The 15,120-nt window shown below is 33.6% G+C and carries 12 protein-coding genes, 2 tRNA genes and 1 rRNA gene; 5 read left to right on the top strand and 10 right to left on the bottom strand.

All coding sequences use genetic code 11. From position 1 onward, the window contains the following. The first annotated feature begins 78 nt into the window (after window positions 1-78). From FLACOL7796_RS23155 to FLACOL7796_RS23165, 3 genes are read left to right on the top strand one after another with little or no spacing between them, the layout of a single operon-like run. Window positions 79-615: an anti-sigma factor gene (locus FLACOL7796_RS23155; protein ID WP_173973140.1), complete on the top strand. Its 537-nt coding sequence runs from the start codon at window positions 79-81 to the stop codon at window positions 613-615. Next, entirely contained in the window at window positions 599-1,657 is a 1,059-nt protein-coding gene (locus FLACOL7796_RS23160) for a DUF4097 family beta strand repeat-containing protein (RefSeq protein ID WP_173973141.1), read from the top strand. Before FLACOL7796_RS23155 ends, FLACOL7796_RS23160 begins: the two co-directional genes overlap by 17 nt. A gap of 45 nt (window positions 1,658-1,702) precedes the next feature. After that, a complete protein-coding gene (locus FLACOL7796_RS23165) occupies window positions 1,703-2,434 on the top strand; it encodes a head GIN domain-containing protein (RefSeq protein WP_173973142.1) in 732 nt (243 codons plus the stop codon). Between the two features lie 93 nt (window positions 2,435-2,527). Here the strand turns inward: FLACOL7796_RS23165 and FLACOL7796_RS23170 are convergent, their stop codons facing one another. From FLACOL7796_RS23170 to FLACOL7796_RS23195, 6 genes are all read right to left on the bottom strand, one after another. Beyond that, complete coding sequence (locus tag FLACOL7796_RS23170; protein WP_173973143.1) at window positions 2,528-3,847, bottom strand: MFS transporter; 1,320 nt, start codon at window positions 3,845-3,847, stop codon at window positions 2,528-2,530. Window positions 3,848-4,020: 173 nt separating this feature from the next. After that, complete coding sequence (locus FLACOL7796_RS23175) at window positions 4,021-4,833, bottom strand: M48 family metallopeptidase (protein ID WP_173973144.1); 813 nt, start codon at window positions 4,831-4,833, stop codon at window positions 4,021-4,023. A gap of 86 nt (window positions 4,834-4,919) precedes the next feature. Continuing rightward, window positions 4,920-7,319 (bottom strand): glycoside hydrolase family 31 protein, encoded by a 2,400-nt coding sequence (locus tag FLACOL7796_RS23180; protein WP_173973145.1) that lies wholly within the window; start codon window positions 7,317-7,319, stop codon window positions 4,920-4,922. 203 nt (window positions 7,320-7,522) lie between these two features. Further along, the gene (glgB, locus tag FLACOL7796_RS23185) at window positions 7,523-9,427 is read right to left on the bottom strand and encodes a 1,4-alpha-glucan branching protein GlgB (protein ID WP_173973146.1); all 1,905 of its coding nucleotides are present in this window, start codon (window positions 9,425-9,427) and stop codon (window positions 7,523-7,525) included. Between the two features lie 92 nt (window positions 9,428-9,519). After that, window positions 9,520-10,800 carry a glucose-1-phosphate adenylyltransferase gene (locus FLACOL7796_RS23190; protein ID WP_173973147.1) on the bottom strand — a complete coding sequence of 427 codons (1,281 nt, stop codon included), beginning with the start codon at window positions 10,798-10,800 and terminating at the stop codon, window positions 9,520-9,522. Beyond that, on the bottom strand, window positions 10,790-12,217 hold the full coding sequence (locus FLACOL7796_RS23195) for a glycogen synthase (protein WP_173973148.1): 1,428 nt from the start codon (window positions 12,215-12,217) through the stop codon (window positions 10,790-10,792). The genes FLACOL7796_RS23190 and FLACOL7796_RS23195 overlap by 11 nt, the downstream gene beginning before the upstream one ends. A gap of 124 nt (window positions 12,218-12,341) precedes the next feature. Here FLACOL7796_RS23195 and FLACOL7796_RS23200 point away from each other — a divergent pair, with 124 nt between their 5' ends. Both FLACOL7796_RS23200 and FLACOL7796_RS23205 read left to right on the top strand, forming a co-directional pair. Continuing rightward, complete coding sequence (locus FLACOL7796_RS23200) at window positions 12,342-13,208, top strand: alpha/beta hydrolase (protein WP_173973149.1); 867 nt, start codon at window positions 12,342-12,344, stop codon at window positions 13,206-13,208. A 46-nt stretch (window positions 13,209-13,254) separates the two neighbouring features. Continuing rightward, entirely contained in the window at window positions 13,255-13,899 is a 645-nt protein-coding gene (locus tag FLACOL7796_RS23205) for an endonuclease III domain-containing protein (RefSeq protein ID WP_173973150.1), read from the top strand. Window positions 13,900-13,905: 6 nt separating this feature from the next. Here FLACOL7796_RS23205 and FLACOL7796_RS23210 read toward each other — a convergent pair whose 3' ends face one another. The 4 genes from FLACOL7796_RS23210 to rrf form a co-directional block, all read right to left on the bottom strand. After that, window positions 13,906-14,340 carry a nuclear transport factor 2 family protein gene (locus FLACOL7796_RS23210; protein ID WP_173973151.1) on the bottom strand — a complete coding sequence of 145 codons (435 nt, stop codon included), beginning with the start codon at window positions 14,338-14,340 and terminating at the stop codon, window positions 13,906-13,908. A 447-nt stretch (window positions 14,341-14,787) separates the two neighbouring features. After that, window positions 14,788-14,873, bottom strand: a tRNA-Leu gene (locus FLACOL7796_RS23215). 7 nt (window positions 14,874-14,880) lie between these two features. Further along, window positions 14,881-14,953: transfer RNA gene (locus FLACOL7796_RS23220), tRNA-Phe, on the bottom strand. 72 nt (window positions 14,954-15,025) lie between these two features. Next, window positions 15,026-15,120, bottom strand: a 5S ribosomal RNA gene (gene rrf, locus FLACOL7796_RS23225); the annotation flags it as partial.

A 15,120-nucleotide genomic window follows, 5' to 3' on the forward strand; every position in this document is an offset into this window, starting at 1 on the left:
AATCACTAACAACAAATTTGTGCGCACAGATCAGTAAAGCGATAACAGACTCACCACTAAAAAATAAATATTAGATATATGAAAAAGGAAAATGACGATTTAGATCAATTATTTGAAAAATTTGAGAATCAGTGGGATGTAAAAAGGATGAATGCTGATCATCAGGTTGATTTCTTAAACAAACTCAATAAAAAACAACCTAAGAAAAAGAATTACGCTGTTTGGGCAATCGCTGCATCTATCGTGGTGTTGCTGGGTGTGTCTTTATTCTATAACAATAACGAAAAGCCTAAAGAATTTAAATTTGCTTCTAAAGAAACCAAACGAACCGATTCTATTTTCAGTATTTTAATTGATAATGAGCTAGTTAAATTAAAAGAAAAAAGTTCGCCTGAGAATGAGCAAATTATTAATGATGCTTTGAAACAAATGAAAGTTTTTGATGCTGATTACACCAAAATTCTAAAGGAAGTTCAAAAGAATGGCGAAAACAAACAAATTATTTACGCTATGATCAGTAACCTGCAAACCCGAATCTCATTTTTGCAAACGGTTTTACAGAGAATTGAAGAAAACGAAAAATTTAAAAATACAACTGATGAAAAAACATTATAACATACTTATTTTATTCATTTTGATTCCTTTTTTAGGATTTTCAAATGATGATACTTTTATTTCTAAAGAAAAAAACATAAAAAAAACCTTTATAGTAAATTCTAATGCAGGAATTGATATTGAAAACAAATATGGCAATATCACGGTAAGTACCTGGGACGAGAATAAAATTGATCTGGATATTACCATTAAAGTTTCTGGCGGGAATGAAAACTGGGTGAACGAAAGATTAAATAGTATCGATGTCGATATTAATGCGCTTAAATCTATGGTTACGGCCATTACTAATATTGGAAATTCTTCACTAAAAAGCCGAGGAAGCAGCAATAGTTTTGAAATTAACTATGTGATAAAAATTCCAAAAAACGGAACCGTAAAACTGAATAATAAATACGGAAATATTACTACTCTGACGTTAGAGTCTACTACTGATATTGCGTGTAAATATGGCAAGATTATATTGGGCAAACTTAATGGTGACAGTAATAGAATAGAAATTGGATACAGTCAGAACTCAAGCATTGACTACATTAAAAATGGAAACATTGAAGCACGTTATTCCGGAATAAAAATAAATGAGTCAGGAAACTTAAATTTAGATGCAAATTATACAGATGTATCATTACTGGAAGGTCAGAACATTAAATGCAAGGGAAATTACGGCAGTTTTAAATTTCAAAAAATAAATTCACTTATTGGCAGCAGTAATTATGTAACAATATCTGTCGCAGAAATATTAAATAGCCTAAGTGTTGATGCTACCTACTCTAAAATAAACGTAGATTCAATGAGTGAAAAGTCAAAGAACGTTAATATCAATACTGGATACACCAATATTTCTTTAGGTTATGACGCAAATTATTCTTTTGACTTTGATATTAATACAAGATACGGAAGTATCAAAAATGATAGCTCATTAGAAGTTTTAGTGAGCGAGATTAAAAGCAACACAAAAAGAATAAGTGGTTATAATAAGAAAAAAGGCCAAAATAAAGTCATTATTAACTCTAGTTACGGAAACGTGATTCTAACTAAAAGATAATAAAATCATAAATCAATCAAAAACAACAATTTAACAATCAAAACAATGAAAAACACTTTTAAAATATTCGTTTTTAGTGCATTATTAGTAAGCTCTATTACAAATGCGCAGTGGTCTAATAATAAAATTAAAGGAAACGGAAATGTTATTTCTGAAACCAGAACTACAGCAGATTACGATGCGGTAAAAGTTGCCGGGTCATTTAACGTGGATTTAGTAGCCGGAAAAGAAGGCAAAATAATTATTAAAGGAGAAGAAAATCTAGTGGCGGCTATAAAAGTTGAAGTTGAAAACAATGTACTAAAGATTTATGTTGAAAGAGGCAGCAATATTAGACCTAGTTTGGGTAAAAAAATTGAAGTTACAGTTCCTTTCGAAAAAATATCAGAAGTAAGTTTATCAGGTTCAGGAAATGTTCAGTCTAAAAACGCGATCAAAACGGATAAGTTTGTAGCAAAACTCGCGGGTTCAGGAAACTTTGATTTAGACGTAAATTCAAATGATTTAGAATTGAATTTAAGCGGTTCAGGAAATATACGTCTAAAAGGAAGCTCAGATAGCTTAACTACCAAACTTGCAGGATCAGGAAATATCGAAGCTTCAAATTTAAAAGCAAAAAATGTTGATGCAAATGTTTCAGGATCTGGCAACAGCCGCGTTAACTGCGCAGAAAGCTTAACAGCAAGAATAGCAGGTTCTGGCGATATTAAATACACAGGAAATCCTGAAAAAAGAGATGTAAAAGTTTCGGGTTCAGGAAGTATATCAAAAGCGTAACTAAAACAACTTAGAGAAAATACGATCATCAATCAAATCAATTTGTTCTATTTTAGAACAAATTAAAAATCCCCCGAAAGGCACTTTATTAATTTAAAGTGCCTTTTTTGGTATTCTTCTCAATAGGAAAATAGCTATTACAAAGAAAACTCCTAAAATTACAATTGCTGCACGAGGACTTCCGGTGATCTGATCGATAATACCGTAAACACACATCCCGATTACAATTCCTATTTTTTCTGCTACATCATAAAAACTAAAAAATGAAGCTGTATCTTCTGTTTCCGGTAATAATTTTGAATAGGTTGAACGTGACAAAGCCTGAATTCCTCCCATTACAAATCCTGCAACAGTCGCCATTACATAAAAATGCATTGGTAAAGTTATAAAGAAAGCGAGAGCACAAAACACTGCCCAAATGATATTAATGACTATTAAAGTGGGAATATTTCCGAATTTCGCAGAAGCTCTTGAGGTTAAAACAGCTCCAACAACAGCTACCAATTGTATTATTAAAATGCAAATAATTAATCCAATAGTTCCTTCTTCTTTTGTTGACCATTGAATTTCCTGAGCTCCAAAATATGTCGCTACAAGCATAACTGTTTGCACTGCCATACTTGAGACAAAAAATCCGCCTAAATATCTTTTTAACGGAATATTTTCTTTTAATAATAACCAAACCTTCTTAAGTTCTTTAAAACCATTAAAAACAACAGATTTTGTTAATTTCTCACCCGTTTCTTTTCTTCCTTTTGGTAAATAATAATAGGTATACTGGCTAAATAAAATCCACCAAACTCCCACCATTACAAATGAATATCGCATTGCTTTCATTGCAGCTTCTCCATCTGTTCCCGTGATTCCAAAAAGTTTTGGTTTCATAATCATCGCCAGATTGATAATCAATAAGATTACACTTCCAATATAACCTAAAGAATATCCTTTGGCACTAATTCTATCTTGTTGTTCTTCAAATGCAATATCTGGTAAATAGGAGTTGTAGAAAACCAAACTTCCCCAATATCCTAATAAACCAAGAAAATAAAACAATAAACCTACATAAATATTATCAAGATCAAACCAGTATAAACCCATACACGATAAAGCTCCCAAATAACAGAAAAACTTCATGAAAGCTTTTTTGTTTCCAACATAATCTGCAATTCCCGATAATAAAGGAGATATAAAAGAAACGACTAAAAATGCCGTAGCTGTGATAAAACTAATCAAAGCCGAATTTTTTAAGTGCATGCCAAAAACATCTATATAATGATCACGTTCAGAAAATAAAGCTTCATAAAAAATAGGAAATACTGCTGATGCGATGGTAAGTGTGTAAACCGAATTTGCCCAATCATAAAAAGCCCAGGCGTTTAATAGTTTTTTATCTCCTTTTTGTAAATCTTTCATAGAAATGGTTTTGTTAACAGGTTACGAATTTATCTATTTTTTATCATAATCAAATAGAAATTCGACAAATCGTGTATTAATAAATTATGAACAATTTAAAGTAGTATTTTTTCATAAAAAAAGCCATTCACCGCGATGAATAGCTTTTAATTATTTTTTTAAGTAATTTGTTTTTATCTAATGATACCTACTTTTAATGCGGTAGCTTTTGCCTCAGGAATCAATGACTTCAAATTCGCAATTCTTGTTGCGTCAGATGGGTGTGTACTCATAAATTCCGGTTGAGATGCCCCTCCTGATTTTGCCGACATTCTTGTCCAGAATGCAATGGCATCATCTGGGTTATAACCCGCAATTGCCATAAGTGTCAAGCCTATTTTATCTGCTTCAGTTTCATTACTTCTGCTAAACGGAAGCATTACTCCTACTTCTGATCCAAGGCCGTAAGCCTGAGCAAAAATTTGTTGAGTCGATTCAGATTTTCCGCTAGTTGCAGCTCCTAAAGCAGCTCCTCCAATTTGTTGCAATTGTGCAGCGCTCATTCTTTGTGCACCGTGATTCGCTAAGGCGTGAGAAACTTCATGTCCCATAACGGTAGCAAGACCAGATTCATTTTGTGTTACCGGCAAGATTCCCGAGTAAACTACAATTTTACCTCCGGGCATACACCAGGCATTCACTTCTTTATTGTCTACCAGTTTGTATTCCCAACGGTAATCTGCTAAATATTCACCTTGTCCCAAATAAGTTAAATATTTTTCTGCCGCTTTTTTAATTTTTCCACCAACAGTTTCTACCAATCTAGCATCTGCAGTTCCTGTTATAACTTTATTCTCTGCTATAAAAGTACTATATTGTTGAAAAGACGACGGAAACAATTCAGCATTCGAAACGAAGTTTAAATTTTTCTTTCCTGTAACAGGGTTAGTTGCGCAGCCAACAACTAATACAGCTGTAATAATCCCCGATAATAAATGTTTTTTCATGATATTTAAATTTTTAACACACACAAAAATACAATTATAATTATTTTTTGTTTTATATAATTACTTAAATTTTTATCAGAATTTACTTATTCGCCACTAATATGAAGCTCACTGAACTCTTTATCAACAATTAAGAAATGATTTTCTTCAAAAGCAATTTTATCAAAAGCTATTTTTTCATTATCAATTTCAATTTCTGTTACTTTAAAAGGAAGTCCGATTAAGTTAATTTTATATTTTGAATAAGGAGTATGGTACTTTCCTTCTTTATGAAGCTGAACAATTAGCTCTTTTTCTTTTCCAATCGTTCTAAAAGATAAGAAACTGTAACGTCCTTTTTTATAATCATAACCGTCCTGAGCATCTTCATAAACAACAGACTTTTCTTTTCCGTTCTTAAAATATAAATCAAGTGTCAATTCATCAAATTCAAGTTCGCCCACATATTGCTGAACCGGGTATTTTGGAATTATAGCGCCTGCTTTTACAAACACCGGAATTTCATCAAATTTTGTATCAATCCATACTTCTCTTCCACCTGTTGAGAATTCATTTGTCCAATAGTTATACCACTCACCTCTTGGAATATACATACGTCTACCTACAGCATTAGGTTCAAGTATCGGACATACTAATATTTGATTTCCGAAGATGAATTCATCGTTTCTATAATGGGTTTGAGTATCTTCCTGATCATAATAAACCAATGGTTTCAGCATCGGAATTCCTTCCTCGATATATTGCCAAAACATGGTGTACAAATAAGGCAATAACTGATAACGCAAGCTCACAAATTTTCGGGTGATATTGATTACTTCTTCATCAAAAGCCCATGGTTCCTGATTGCCGTGATCTCCGGAAGAATGCGTTCTGCAAAACGGATGAAAAACACCTAATTGTATCCAACGTGCGTAAAGTTCGCCTGTTGGCTGTTCTGCAAAACCACCAATATCAGAACCGGTAAAACCCATTCCGGAAATACTCATTCTTTGTACCTGAATATTAGCAATCCATAAGTGTTCCCAAGTCGCTACGTTATCTCCTGTCCATGACGATGTATAACGTTGAGCTCCTGAATATGCTGATCTGGTAATAACAAACGGACGTTTAGGATATGTAAATCTTTTGACACCGTGATAGGTGGCGCGCGCCATTTGTGTACCGTAAATATTATGTGCTTTTCTATGGCTACAAGGATTTCCGTCGTAAACGTGACGAACATCCATTGGGAATGTTTTATTCGGAACCTCCATTACTGCTGGTTCGTTCATATCATTCCAAACGCCTTTTACACCAATATCTGAAATTAATTCTTTAAATAAACCTGCCCACCATTCTCTAACTACGGGATTTGTATAATCCGGAAAATTACATTCTCCGGGCCAAACTTTACCTTTCATATAGGGTCCATCAGCTCTTTTACAGAAATAATCTTTTTCTAAAGCTTCCTGATAAACCCAGTAATCTTTATCGATTTTAATTCCCGGATCGATGATTACGATAGTTTTAAAACCGTCTTCAGCTAATTCCGCAACCATTCGTTTTGGATCAGGAAAATAGTTTTTATTCCAGGTAAAACATCGAAATCCTTCCATATAATCAATATCCAGATAAATGGCATCGCACGGAATTTTTAGTTCCCTGAATTTTGATGTAATTTCTTTGACTTTACTTTCCGGATAATAACTCCATTTACATTGGTGGTATCCTAAAACCCAAAGTGGCGGTAGTTCTGGCTTACCGGTTAAATCGGTATATGTTGTCACAACATCTTGCATTTGAGGTCCGTAAATGAAATAATAATTCATTTCACCGCCTTCTGCCCAAAAGCTTGAAACGTTTCGTCTTTCCTGACAAAAATCAAAGAAAGTTCTAAAAGTATTATCGAAGAAAATACCGTAAGATTGTTTGTTGTGCAAACCAATATAAAACGGAACTACCTTATATAATGGTTCCTGATCTTTTTGATAAGCATATTGATCGGTAGCAAAATTTTCTAATCTTTTGCCTTTTAAGTTCATTTGAGTCGCTTTGTCTCCAAGTCCGTAAAAACATTCTCCATCTTTTGAAGATTTACTCATTTTTACGATATTCCCACCATATTCATAACTTTCTTCCCAATGAAAACCAAGTTCGTCCTCAAGAATCAAAAGATCGTTTAAATCATAAATAGACAAGCGAAGATCTGCTTTCTGAATTTTACATTTTACTTTACTCGTTCTTATCTGGAAATAAGTTTCCTCTTCTGTAAGTTCTAAAAAATTATAACCGTGCAATTGCGTTTTATCAATTGCATACGAGAAATCATTACTAAAATAACCTTTTGTGGTAAAGCGAAACCGAATTAAACTGTCTCTAAGAATAGTGACTTTTAAGATTACTTTATTATCTGTATTGAAAAAAATCGAATCGCCTTCATGTTCAAATGAAACAATTTTTGACGGATATAAATCGCCTTTATATTCTAATGATGTATTTGTAATCATATCGCTAAATGAATTAATTATAATAACGTTAACTCTCTTTCAAACATACAAAAAAAGCATATAAACGACTATCAATATAAGGTTTATTCACGAAAACGTTTTTTCTGAACGAGTGTCAAATTACAGCTCTAAAAACAAGTAATTCGATAATTTAAAAACCTTAAATTGATAAATTAATATTGAAGAAAATAATTGTTGCTTTTTTATACAAAAGAATATACCGTTACACTTAAAGGTGGTAAAATTAATTCTACCGAAAAATCTCTGCCATCGTATGCTGAAGATTCAATTTTTAAAATACCGGAATTGGTTACTCCGCTTCCTCCATAAATACTGGCGTCACTATTAAAGACTTCTTGTAATTTACCTTTCCTCGGAATTCCTATTCTATATTTTTCTCGTATCACTTGCGTGAAATTACAAACGACAACCAGATCGTCCTTTGGATTATTCCCTTTTCGAATATAAGACAATACCGCATTTTGATGATCCGAATAATTAATCCACTCGAAACCTTCTCCTGTAAACTGCTTTTCATATAAGGCAGGACGTGTTTTGTACAAATTATTCAAATCTGTAATTACTTTTTTAATGCCGGAATGATAATCGTATTGAAGTAAATGCCAATCCAGACTATTCTCGAAATTCCATTCGTTACTTTGTCCAAATTCAGAACCCATAAAAAGCAATTTTGTTCCGGGATGTGTAAACATATAACCATACAATAATCTTAAATTCGCAAATTTCTGCCATTCGTCGCCAGGCATTTTATTGGCAATAGATTTTTTTCCATAAACTACTTCGTCATGCGAGAACGGAAGCATAAAATTCTCCGTAAAAGCATACGTCATCGAAAACGTCAAATCATTCTGATGGTATTTTCGATATACCGTTTCTTTCTGGAAATATTTCAAGGTATCGTGCATCCATCCCATCATCCACTTCATTCCAAAACCTAAACCTCCTGTAAAAGTAGGTCTCGAAACCATCGGGAAGGAAGTACTTTCTTCGGCAATAGTTTGAACTCCATCAAAATTAGCGTAGATTACTTCATTAAATTCTTTAAGAAAACTAATCGTGTCCAGATTTTCTCTTCCTCCATAAATATTAGGTTCCCACTCGCCTTCTTCTCTCGAATAATCAAGATACAACATCGAAGCTACAGCATCAACTCGTAAACCATCCGCATGATAATGTTGCAACCAAAAAACGGCATTACTTATTAAAAATGCACGAACTTCATTACGTCCGTAATTAAAAACGAGACTTTTCCAGTCCGGATGATATCCTTTTCTGCGATCCGGATGTTCGTATAAATGTGAACCATCAAAGAAACCTAAACCATGTGCATCATCAGGAAAATGTGACGGAACCCAATCTAAAATAACCCCAATACCAGCCTGGTGTAATTTATCGACCAAAACCATAAAATCCTGCGGTTTCCCAAAACGGGAAGTTGGTGCAAAATATCCTGTAAGTTGATATCCCCAAGATGGATCGTACGGATATTCCATCACAGGCATGAATTCTACGTGAGTAAAACCTGTTTCTTTTACATAATTAACCAAATCATCAGCAAGCTCGAGATAAGTCAAAAAGCGATTGTTTTCGCCACGTTTCCATGAGCCTAAATGAACTTCATAAACAGAATAAGGTTTGTCTAAACCATTATTATCCTGACGTGATTGCATCCATTTTTCGTCCTTCCAATTATAATCCAGATCCCACACAACTGATGCTGTATGAGGTGGTTTTTCGCAATACAGCGAAAAAGGATCTGCTTTTTCAGTTACGATTCCGTTTATATTCGATTGAATTTTATACTTATAAAGTGCTCCTTTGGTAACATCTGGAATAAAACCTTCCCATATTCCTGAAGAATCCCAGCGAACCTGCAATAAATGCTCTCCTTGTGTCCAGTAATTAAAATCACCAACAACAGAAACAGATTGAGCCGTTGGTGCCCAAACTGCAAAGTAAACGCCTTTTACTCCGTTAACTTCAACTAAATGTGCTCCTAATTTTTCATATAATTTGAAGTGTTTTCCTGCTTTGAATAAATCAATATCAAAATCAGTAAAAAGAGAATGCGTGATAACTTTAGTCATATTTGGCTTTTATAATTGAAATTTGAACCCGAGCGTTAGCGAACGGGCGAAGCAATTTGGAATTTGGAATTTGAGATTTAAATATTTCCAGTTTATTCTATTCTAAAATTATCAGAAAGAACAACTCCTTTTTTAATAACCACAATACCGTCTTTTATACTATATAATTCGTTTGTAAAATTATCTAAATGCTTGCCCCCATTAATGTGAACATTATTTCCTATGCGAACATTTTTATCTACCAAAACATTCTTTATAAAGCAATTTTCACCTATTCCTACGTGAATCTTATTGATACTGCTTTCGTGATTCATCTCATCAAGATCCTGATAAAAATCGTTCCCCATTACATAGCAATTCTCAAGTACAGTACCAACACCTATTCTGGAGCGAATACCAATTACAGAACTTTTAATTTCTTTAGCATTAATAATACAACCTTCAGAAATTAAGGATTGATTGATGTTCGAATTTCTAAATTTTGATGGCGGTAATAACCTTGGTCTCGTAAAAATTTTATTATCATTATCAAATAAATTAAACTCAGGAATATCTGCCGTTAAACCAATGTTGGCTTCAAAAAAGGATTCAATATTTCCAATATCTGTCCAATAGCCTTCGTATTGGTAACTCAAAATTTTATGTTTACCAACAGCCTGCGGAATAATTTCTTTACCAAAATCCTTTGTTTCAGGATCTGCCATCAAATCTTCTAACAATTGACGGTTAAAAATATAAATTCCCATTGAGGCCAGATACTTTTTACCTTTCTCCTGCATATGTTCACTTACTTCAGATTCCCATTCCGGTAAAAGTGATGCGTCAGGCTTTTCAATAAAAGCTTCTACAAAACTTTCGTGACATGTTTTTAAGATTCCAAATTCAGGAGCGTCTTTTGCATTTACAGGTAAAGTAGCTATCGAAATTTCTGCTTCGGCTGCGATATGAGCTTCCAGCATTTCGTTAAAATCCATTTGATACAACTGATCGCCCGAAAGAATTAAGGCATGATCAAAATCGTGCTTTAAAAAATGCGACATACACTGACGAACAGCATCTGCAGTTCCCTGAAACCAGGTTGGATTATCCGGAGTTTGCTCTGCCGCTAAAATATCTACAAATGACTGACTGAAGATACTAAAATTGAAAGTGTTTTTGATATGCGCATTTAAAGAAGCTGAATTAAACTGCGTCAAGACAAATATTTTAAAAATATCAGAATTGATACAATTTGAAATAGGAATATCTACTAATCGGTATTTTCCACCAATTGGCACTGCTGGTTTTGATCTGGTTTCTGTTAACGGAAACAAACGTGATCCTTGTCCTCCTCCTAAAATAATAGCAACTACATTTTTCTTTTTAAACTTCATTTTTCTCAATTATTAGGTTGTATACTTCAATATATTCTTGACAAACTCTTTCCCAGGAATGATCAATTGCCATTCCTGTCTTTCTTATTGCATTAAAACTTATTTTATCATCGTACAATTTCACGGCACGATTTATAGAATAACAAATATCTCCTACAGATGCCTGATCATGACAGATTCCGTTTCCGTTATCTCCAAAATCAATTACTGTATCACGTAAACCGCCAGTTCTCCTCACGATAGGCACCGCACCGTATCGAAGAGCATACATTTGGTTCAGTCCACAAGGTTCAACTCGTGAAGGCATTAAAATATATTCTGAGCCGGCATAAATTAAATGCGCCAACTCTTCATTATAACCAATAAATACATTGTAATTGCCATTATAATCATTTCGTAATTGAAGCAATTGTTCTTCTATTTGTGCATTTCCAGATCCTAAAATCAGGATATTGATATTTTCAAAATTCTCAGATAAGGCTAAAGCGGAAGCCTGAGGCAATAAGTCCCCTCCTTTTTCTTCAAACAAACGACCGATAAAACTAAATAATGGCTTTTCAGGATCTAAATCAAATTGTTCGCACAGCTTTTCTTTATTTTTTTGTTTACCAATTTCTAAAGTATCTATAGCATAATTCTCTGTAATCATTTGATCCTTTGCCGGATTCCATACTTCAAAATCAATGCCGTTCAAAATACCTCTTGATTTATCCCTAACCGAATTAAATAAAGATTCCAGACCATTTGCTGCAATGTTAATTTCGTTTAAATAACTTGGTGAAACGGTAGTTACAGCATGTGCACATTTTACACCTACTGCCAATGAATTAAGAGAATTGTTCCATTCTAAAAAGCCAACATGAATTAAATCAAATTCTGGTAAATAATGCAACTGATCAAAACCAAACCATCCCTGATATAATCCGTTATGAATCGTAATTACTGTTCTTACAGGTCTTAATTTCTCATACTTATAAGCATATTTTACCAAAAACGGAATTAATCCCGTATGATGGTCATGACAATTAATAACATCCGGAACCGTTTTGCGTGCTGTAATCCAATCCAGAGTGGCTATCTGAAAAGAGAAGAAACGTTCTATATCATCCTCATATCCGTAAATATTTGGTCGATCAAATAATTCCTTAATTTCAATCAGATACAATTCATAGCCCAGTTTATCTGTTGTTTCTTTTAAGACACTAAACGGAAAATCAAAATTTCCAAGTTTTACCGTCCCCCAGTGAACACATTCAAAATTATTTTCATTTTTAAACTTCGTATCGTAACAAGGAACAACAACACGAACCTGATGACCTGCATTCGTCTGATATTTTGGCAAAGCGCCTACAACGTCAGCCAAACCACCAACTTTTGCCATAGGATAACACTCAGCACTGATATGAAATATTTCCATATAGAAATTTATAAACTATTGTGAATTATTTTTTTTAATAAGCATATATTAAAATGCTACTTTTATGTTTCCTAAATTTAGGAAAAAATAAGTAAAATTAAGGCTTCAGAAAAAATTTATTGATATGGCAAAAAAGGCGACAAATCCTACTCAATCTTTAAAAATTCCACAGGTTATCATATTATCCAGCAAATTACTCGCTTTTATCTCACCCAAATTGGTCACTTCATTTGCAGCAAAGCTTTTTACAACACCTATAAAACACAAAGTTCCAAAACGCGAACTTGAGATGGATCAAAAAAGCACTAAGAAAACGTTATTCGTACCTGCGATTCATAAAAACATTACTACTTACGAATACGGAAAAAGTGAGCGTAAAATACTATTGGTTCATGGTTGGTCCGGCCGCGGAACTCAGTTATTTAAAATAGCCGATGAACTTTTGCAAAACGGCTATTCAACAGTAAGCTTCGATGCGCCGGCACACGGAAAATCTGAAGGAAAAACAACTATAATGTCTGAATTTATCGCTTCGATTTTAGAAATAGAAAAACAATATGGTCCTTTCGAAATTGCTATCGGGCATTCATTAGGCGGTATGTCGGTCTTAAATGCAATTAAAGACGGTTTAGAAGTAAAAAAAGCCATTATTATTGGAAGTGGAGATATCGTTCATGATATTCTCGAAGAATTCGTTTCTAAATTGGGTTTACAAAGCGAAATCAGTAATAGATTACGTGAGCATTTCGAAAATCAATATCAGGTAAAGATGGATGATTTTTCAGCTTACAGAGCAGCTCAAAAGATTCAAATTCCTGTTTTGGTAATTCATGACAAAGACGATCCGGAAGTTTCTGTAGAAGCCGGAATTCATATTCATAAACATTTACATAATGGTAATTTATTTTTAACCGAAGGTTTAGGTCACAGAAAAATACTTGGAAATCAAAATGTTATAAAAAAAATCATAGATTTCACCAAAACTACTTAATTTTGTGAGAGTTATATTTTTAAAGTTTTAATTTAAAAAGAAAAAAATGGATTTATTTGGAGAAACATCAGATTGGGAAGCTAAATTAAAGCCTATTTTAAAGAAATACAAAGGAAAAAAACATCCGTTGGAGTATCATAATACCTATCAATTATTAGTTATGGTAGTTTTATCCGCTCAGGATTCTGATGCTAATATCAATAAAATTGCTCCAGCTCTATTTGAAAAATTTCCAACTTTAAAAACTTTTTCTAAAGCTGATGTCGAAGATTTTATCCCCTACATCAGTAAAGTTCGAAATTATCCCACAAAAGCCAATTGGCTATTGGAAATTGCTAAAATCATTAAAAATGATGAAGATATTCCTTTAACCATGCAGGGATTAACAGCATTAAAAGGAATTGGCAGAAAATCAGCAAATGTAATTTTAAGAGAAACCGGACAACCCGCAGAAGGTATTATTGCCGATTTGCATGTGATACGCGTAGCGCCAAGAATTGGTATTATAAAAGAAAGTAAAGACGGAAATAAAGTCGAAAAAGATCTCATGCAGGTATTACCGAAATCTATTTGGTCTGAAATCGGAATGGCAATTTCCTTTTTAGGAAGAGAAATTTGCAGGCCAAAGCCAAAATGCGAAGAATGTTTATTAGCCGATATTTGTCATTATTACCTGACAGAAGTTATTTAGCAACTATTACTTCTTTCTGGTATCTATGATATAAATAATCTTCCAAATGTCCTTCTCCTTAAACAAAGTAAAGGTATTTACTCCTGAGTGACTTAATTTATCATTCAAATAAAATTCATAAGGCGCCCAAACATGAGCCATACTCCCATCTATTTGAATGTTGTAACTTAGTATTTTCTCCTGAAATTTAATAGACGAAGGAATTGATGCAATGGATTTATAAAATTCCTTTGCTGTTTCATCAGATAATTTATTCCCCTTAGCTGCACTTTCACTAATCGACTGTAAAATAATTGTAGTAGAACAAACTGATTGTATTTTTACTGTATCTTTTTGATGAAAACCTTCGAAAAAAATCTCAATAGTTTTTTGCACGTCTTGTTTTTGTGCATTACAAATCGAAACACAAAATAAAAAAACAAATAGACTTAATTTTCTCATGATTAAAATAGATTTAGGATTAAAAATAAGCCTTTATTTCAAAACTAAAATAATTTATTTTCAAATATGAGATTTTTGGGCGTTTCCCTTCGGGCCGGGCTGTCCGCTAAATCTTTTGCGAGAGAGGTTTTAGGGTTTGGCTTTGCCAGAAGTTTAGTTTCTCGCAAAAGGATACCGCTTCCATCCCTAACGCAATCTAACACTTCAATAAATTCCAATCTAGGTTTGGGGATAAAAAAACAAATTCTAGGTAAAAACTAAAAAAAGGAAGCCACATAATATTCACGCAGCTTTAGAATGCAGAAAAACGATTCAAAAAAAATCCTTTATGATCTTTGCGGTAAAAACAGTTCAATCTGATTTTTTAACTCATAAAATAAGATCAAGATCTTTCATTTAAGTGCAAAAAAAAACTTCAATTAGCAATTAGCCAATTGAAGTTTTTAGTACTCAGAGCGGGACTTGAACCCGCACGAACATTGCTGTTCACTGGATTTTAAGTCCAGCGTGTCTACCAATTTCACCATCCGAGCAATGATGTGGTACCTCCAGGGATCGAACCAGGGACACATGGATTTTCAGTCCATTGCTCTACCATCTGAGCTAAGGTACCTTATTTACTTAAACCAGTAAGCAAAAAGTTAGAATAAAAAACCCCGTTTGGTTAGAAACAGGGTTTTCAAAAGAAAGGCGACGACATACTCTCCCACATAACTGCAGTACCATCTGCGCAGGCGGGCTTAACTACTCTGTTCGGGATGGGAAGAGGTGAGCCCCGCC

This window comes from Flavobacterium bizetiae, from assembly GCF_902804475.1.
GTDB lineage: Bacteria > Bacteroidota > Bacteroidia > Flavobacteriales > Flavobacteriaceae > Flavobacterium > Flavobacterium bizetiae.

Bases quoted from the DNA above. Each gene is read 5' to 3' on its own strand.
- FLACOL7796_RS23155 (WP_173973140.1), top strand. From the start codon at position 79: ATGAAAAAGGAAAATGACGATTTAGATCAATTATTTGAAAAATTTGAG.
- FLACOL7796_RS23160 (WP_173973141.1), top strand. From the start codon at position 599: ATGAAAAAACATTATAACATACTTATTTTATTCATTTTGATTCCTTTT.
- FLACOL7796_RS23165 (WP_173973142.1), top strand. From the start codon at position 1,703: ATGAAAAACACTTTTAAAATATTCGTTTTTAGTGCATTATTAGTAAGC.
- FLACOL7796_RS23170 (WP_173973143.1), bottom strand. From the start codon at position 3,847: ATGAAAGATTTACAAAAAGGAGATAAAAAACTATTAAACGCCTGGGCT.
- FLACOL7796_RS23175 (WP_173973144.1), bottom strand. From the start codon at position 4,833: ATGAAAAAACATTTATTATCGGGGATTATTACAGCTGTATTAGTTGTT.
- FLACOL7796_RS23180 (WP_173973145.1), bottom strand. From the start codon at position 7,319: ATGATTACAAATACATCATTAGAATATAAAGGCGATTTATATCCGTCA.
- glgB (WP_173973146.1), bottom strand. From the start codon at position 9,427: ATGACTAAAGTTATCACGCATTCTCTTTTTACTGATTTTGATATTGAT.
- FLACOL7796_RS23190 (WP_173973147.1), bottom strand. From the start codon at position 10,800: ATGAAGTTTAAAAAGAAAAATGTAGTTGCTATTATTTTAGGAGGAGGA.
- FLACOL7796_RS23195 (WP_173973148.1), bottom strand. From the start codon at position 12,217: ATGGAAATATTTCATATCAGTGCTGAGTGTTATCCTATGGCAAAAGTT.
- FLACOL7796_RS23200 (WP_173973149.1), top strand. From the start codon at position 12,342: ATGGCAAAAAAGGCGACAAATCCTACTCAATCTTTAAAAATTCCACAG.
- FLACOL7796_RS23205 (WP_173973150.1), top strand. From the start codon at position 13,255: ATGGATTTATTTGGAGAAACATCAGATTGGGAAGCTAAATTAAAGCCT.
- FLACOL7796_RS23210 (WP_173973151.1), bottom strand. From the start codon at position 14,340: ATGAGAAAATTAAGTCTATTTGTTTTTTTATTTTGTGTTTCGATTTGT.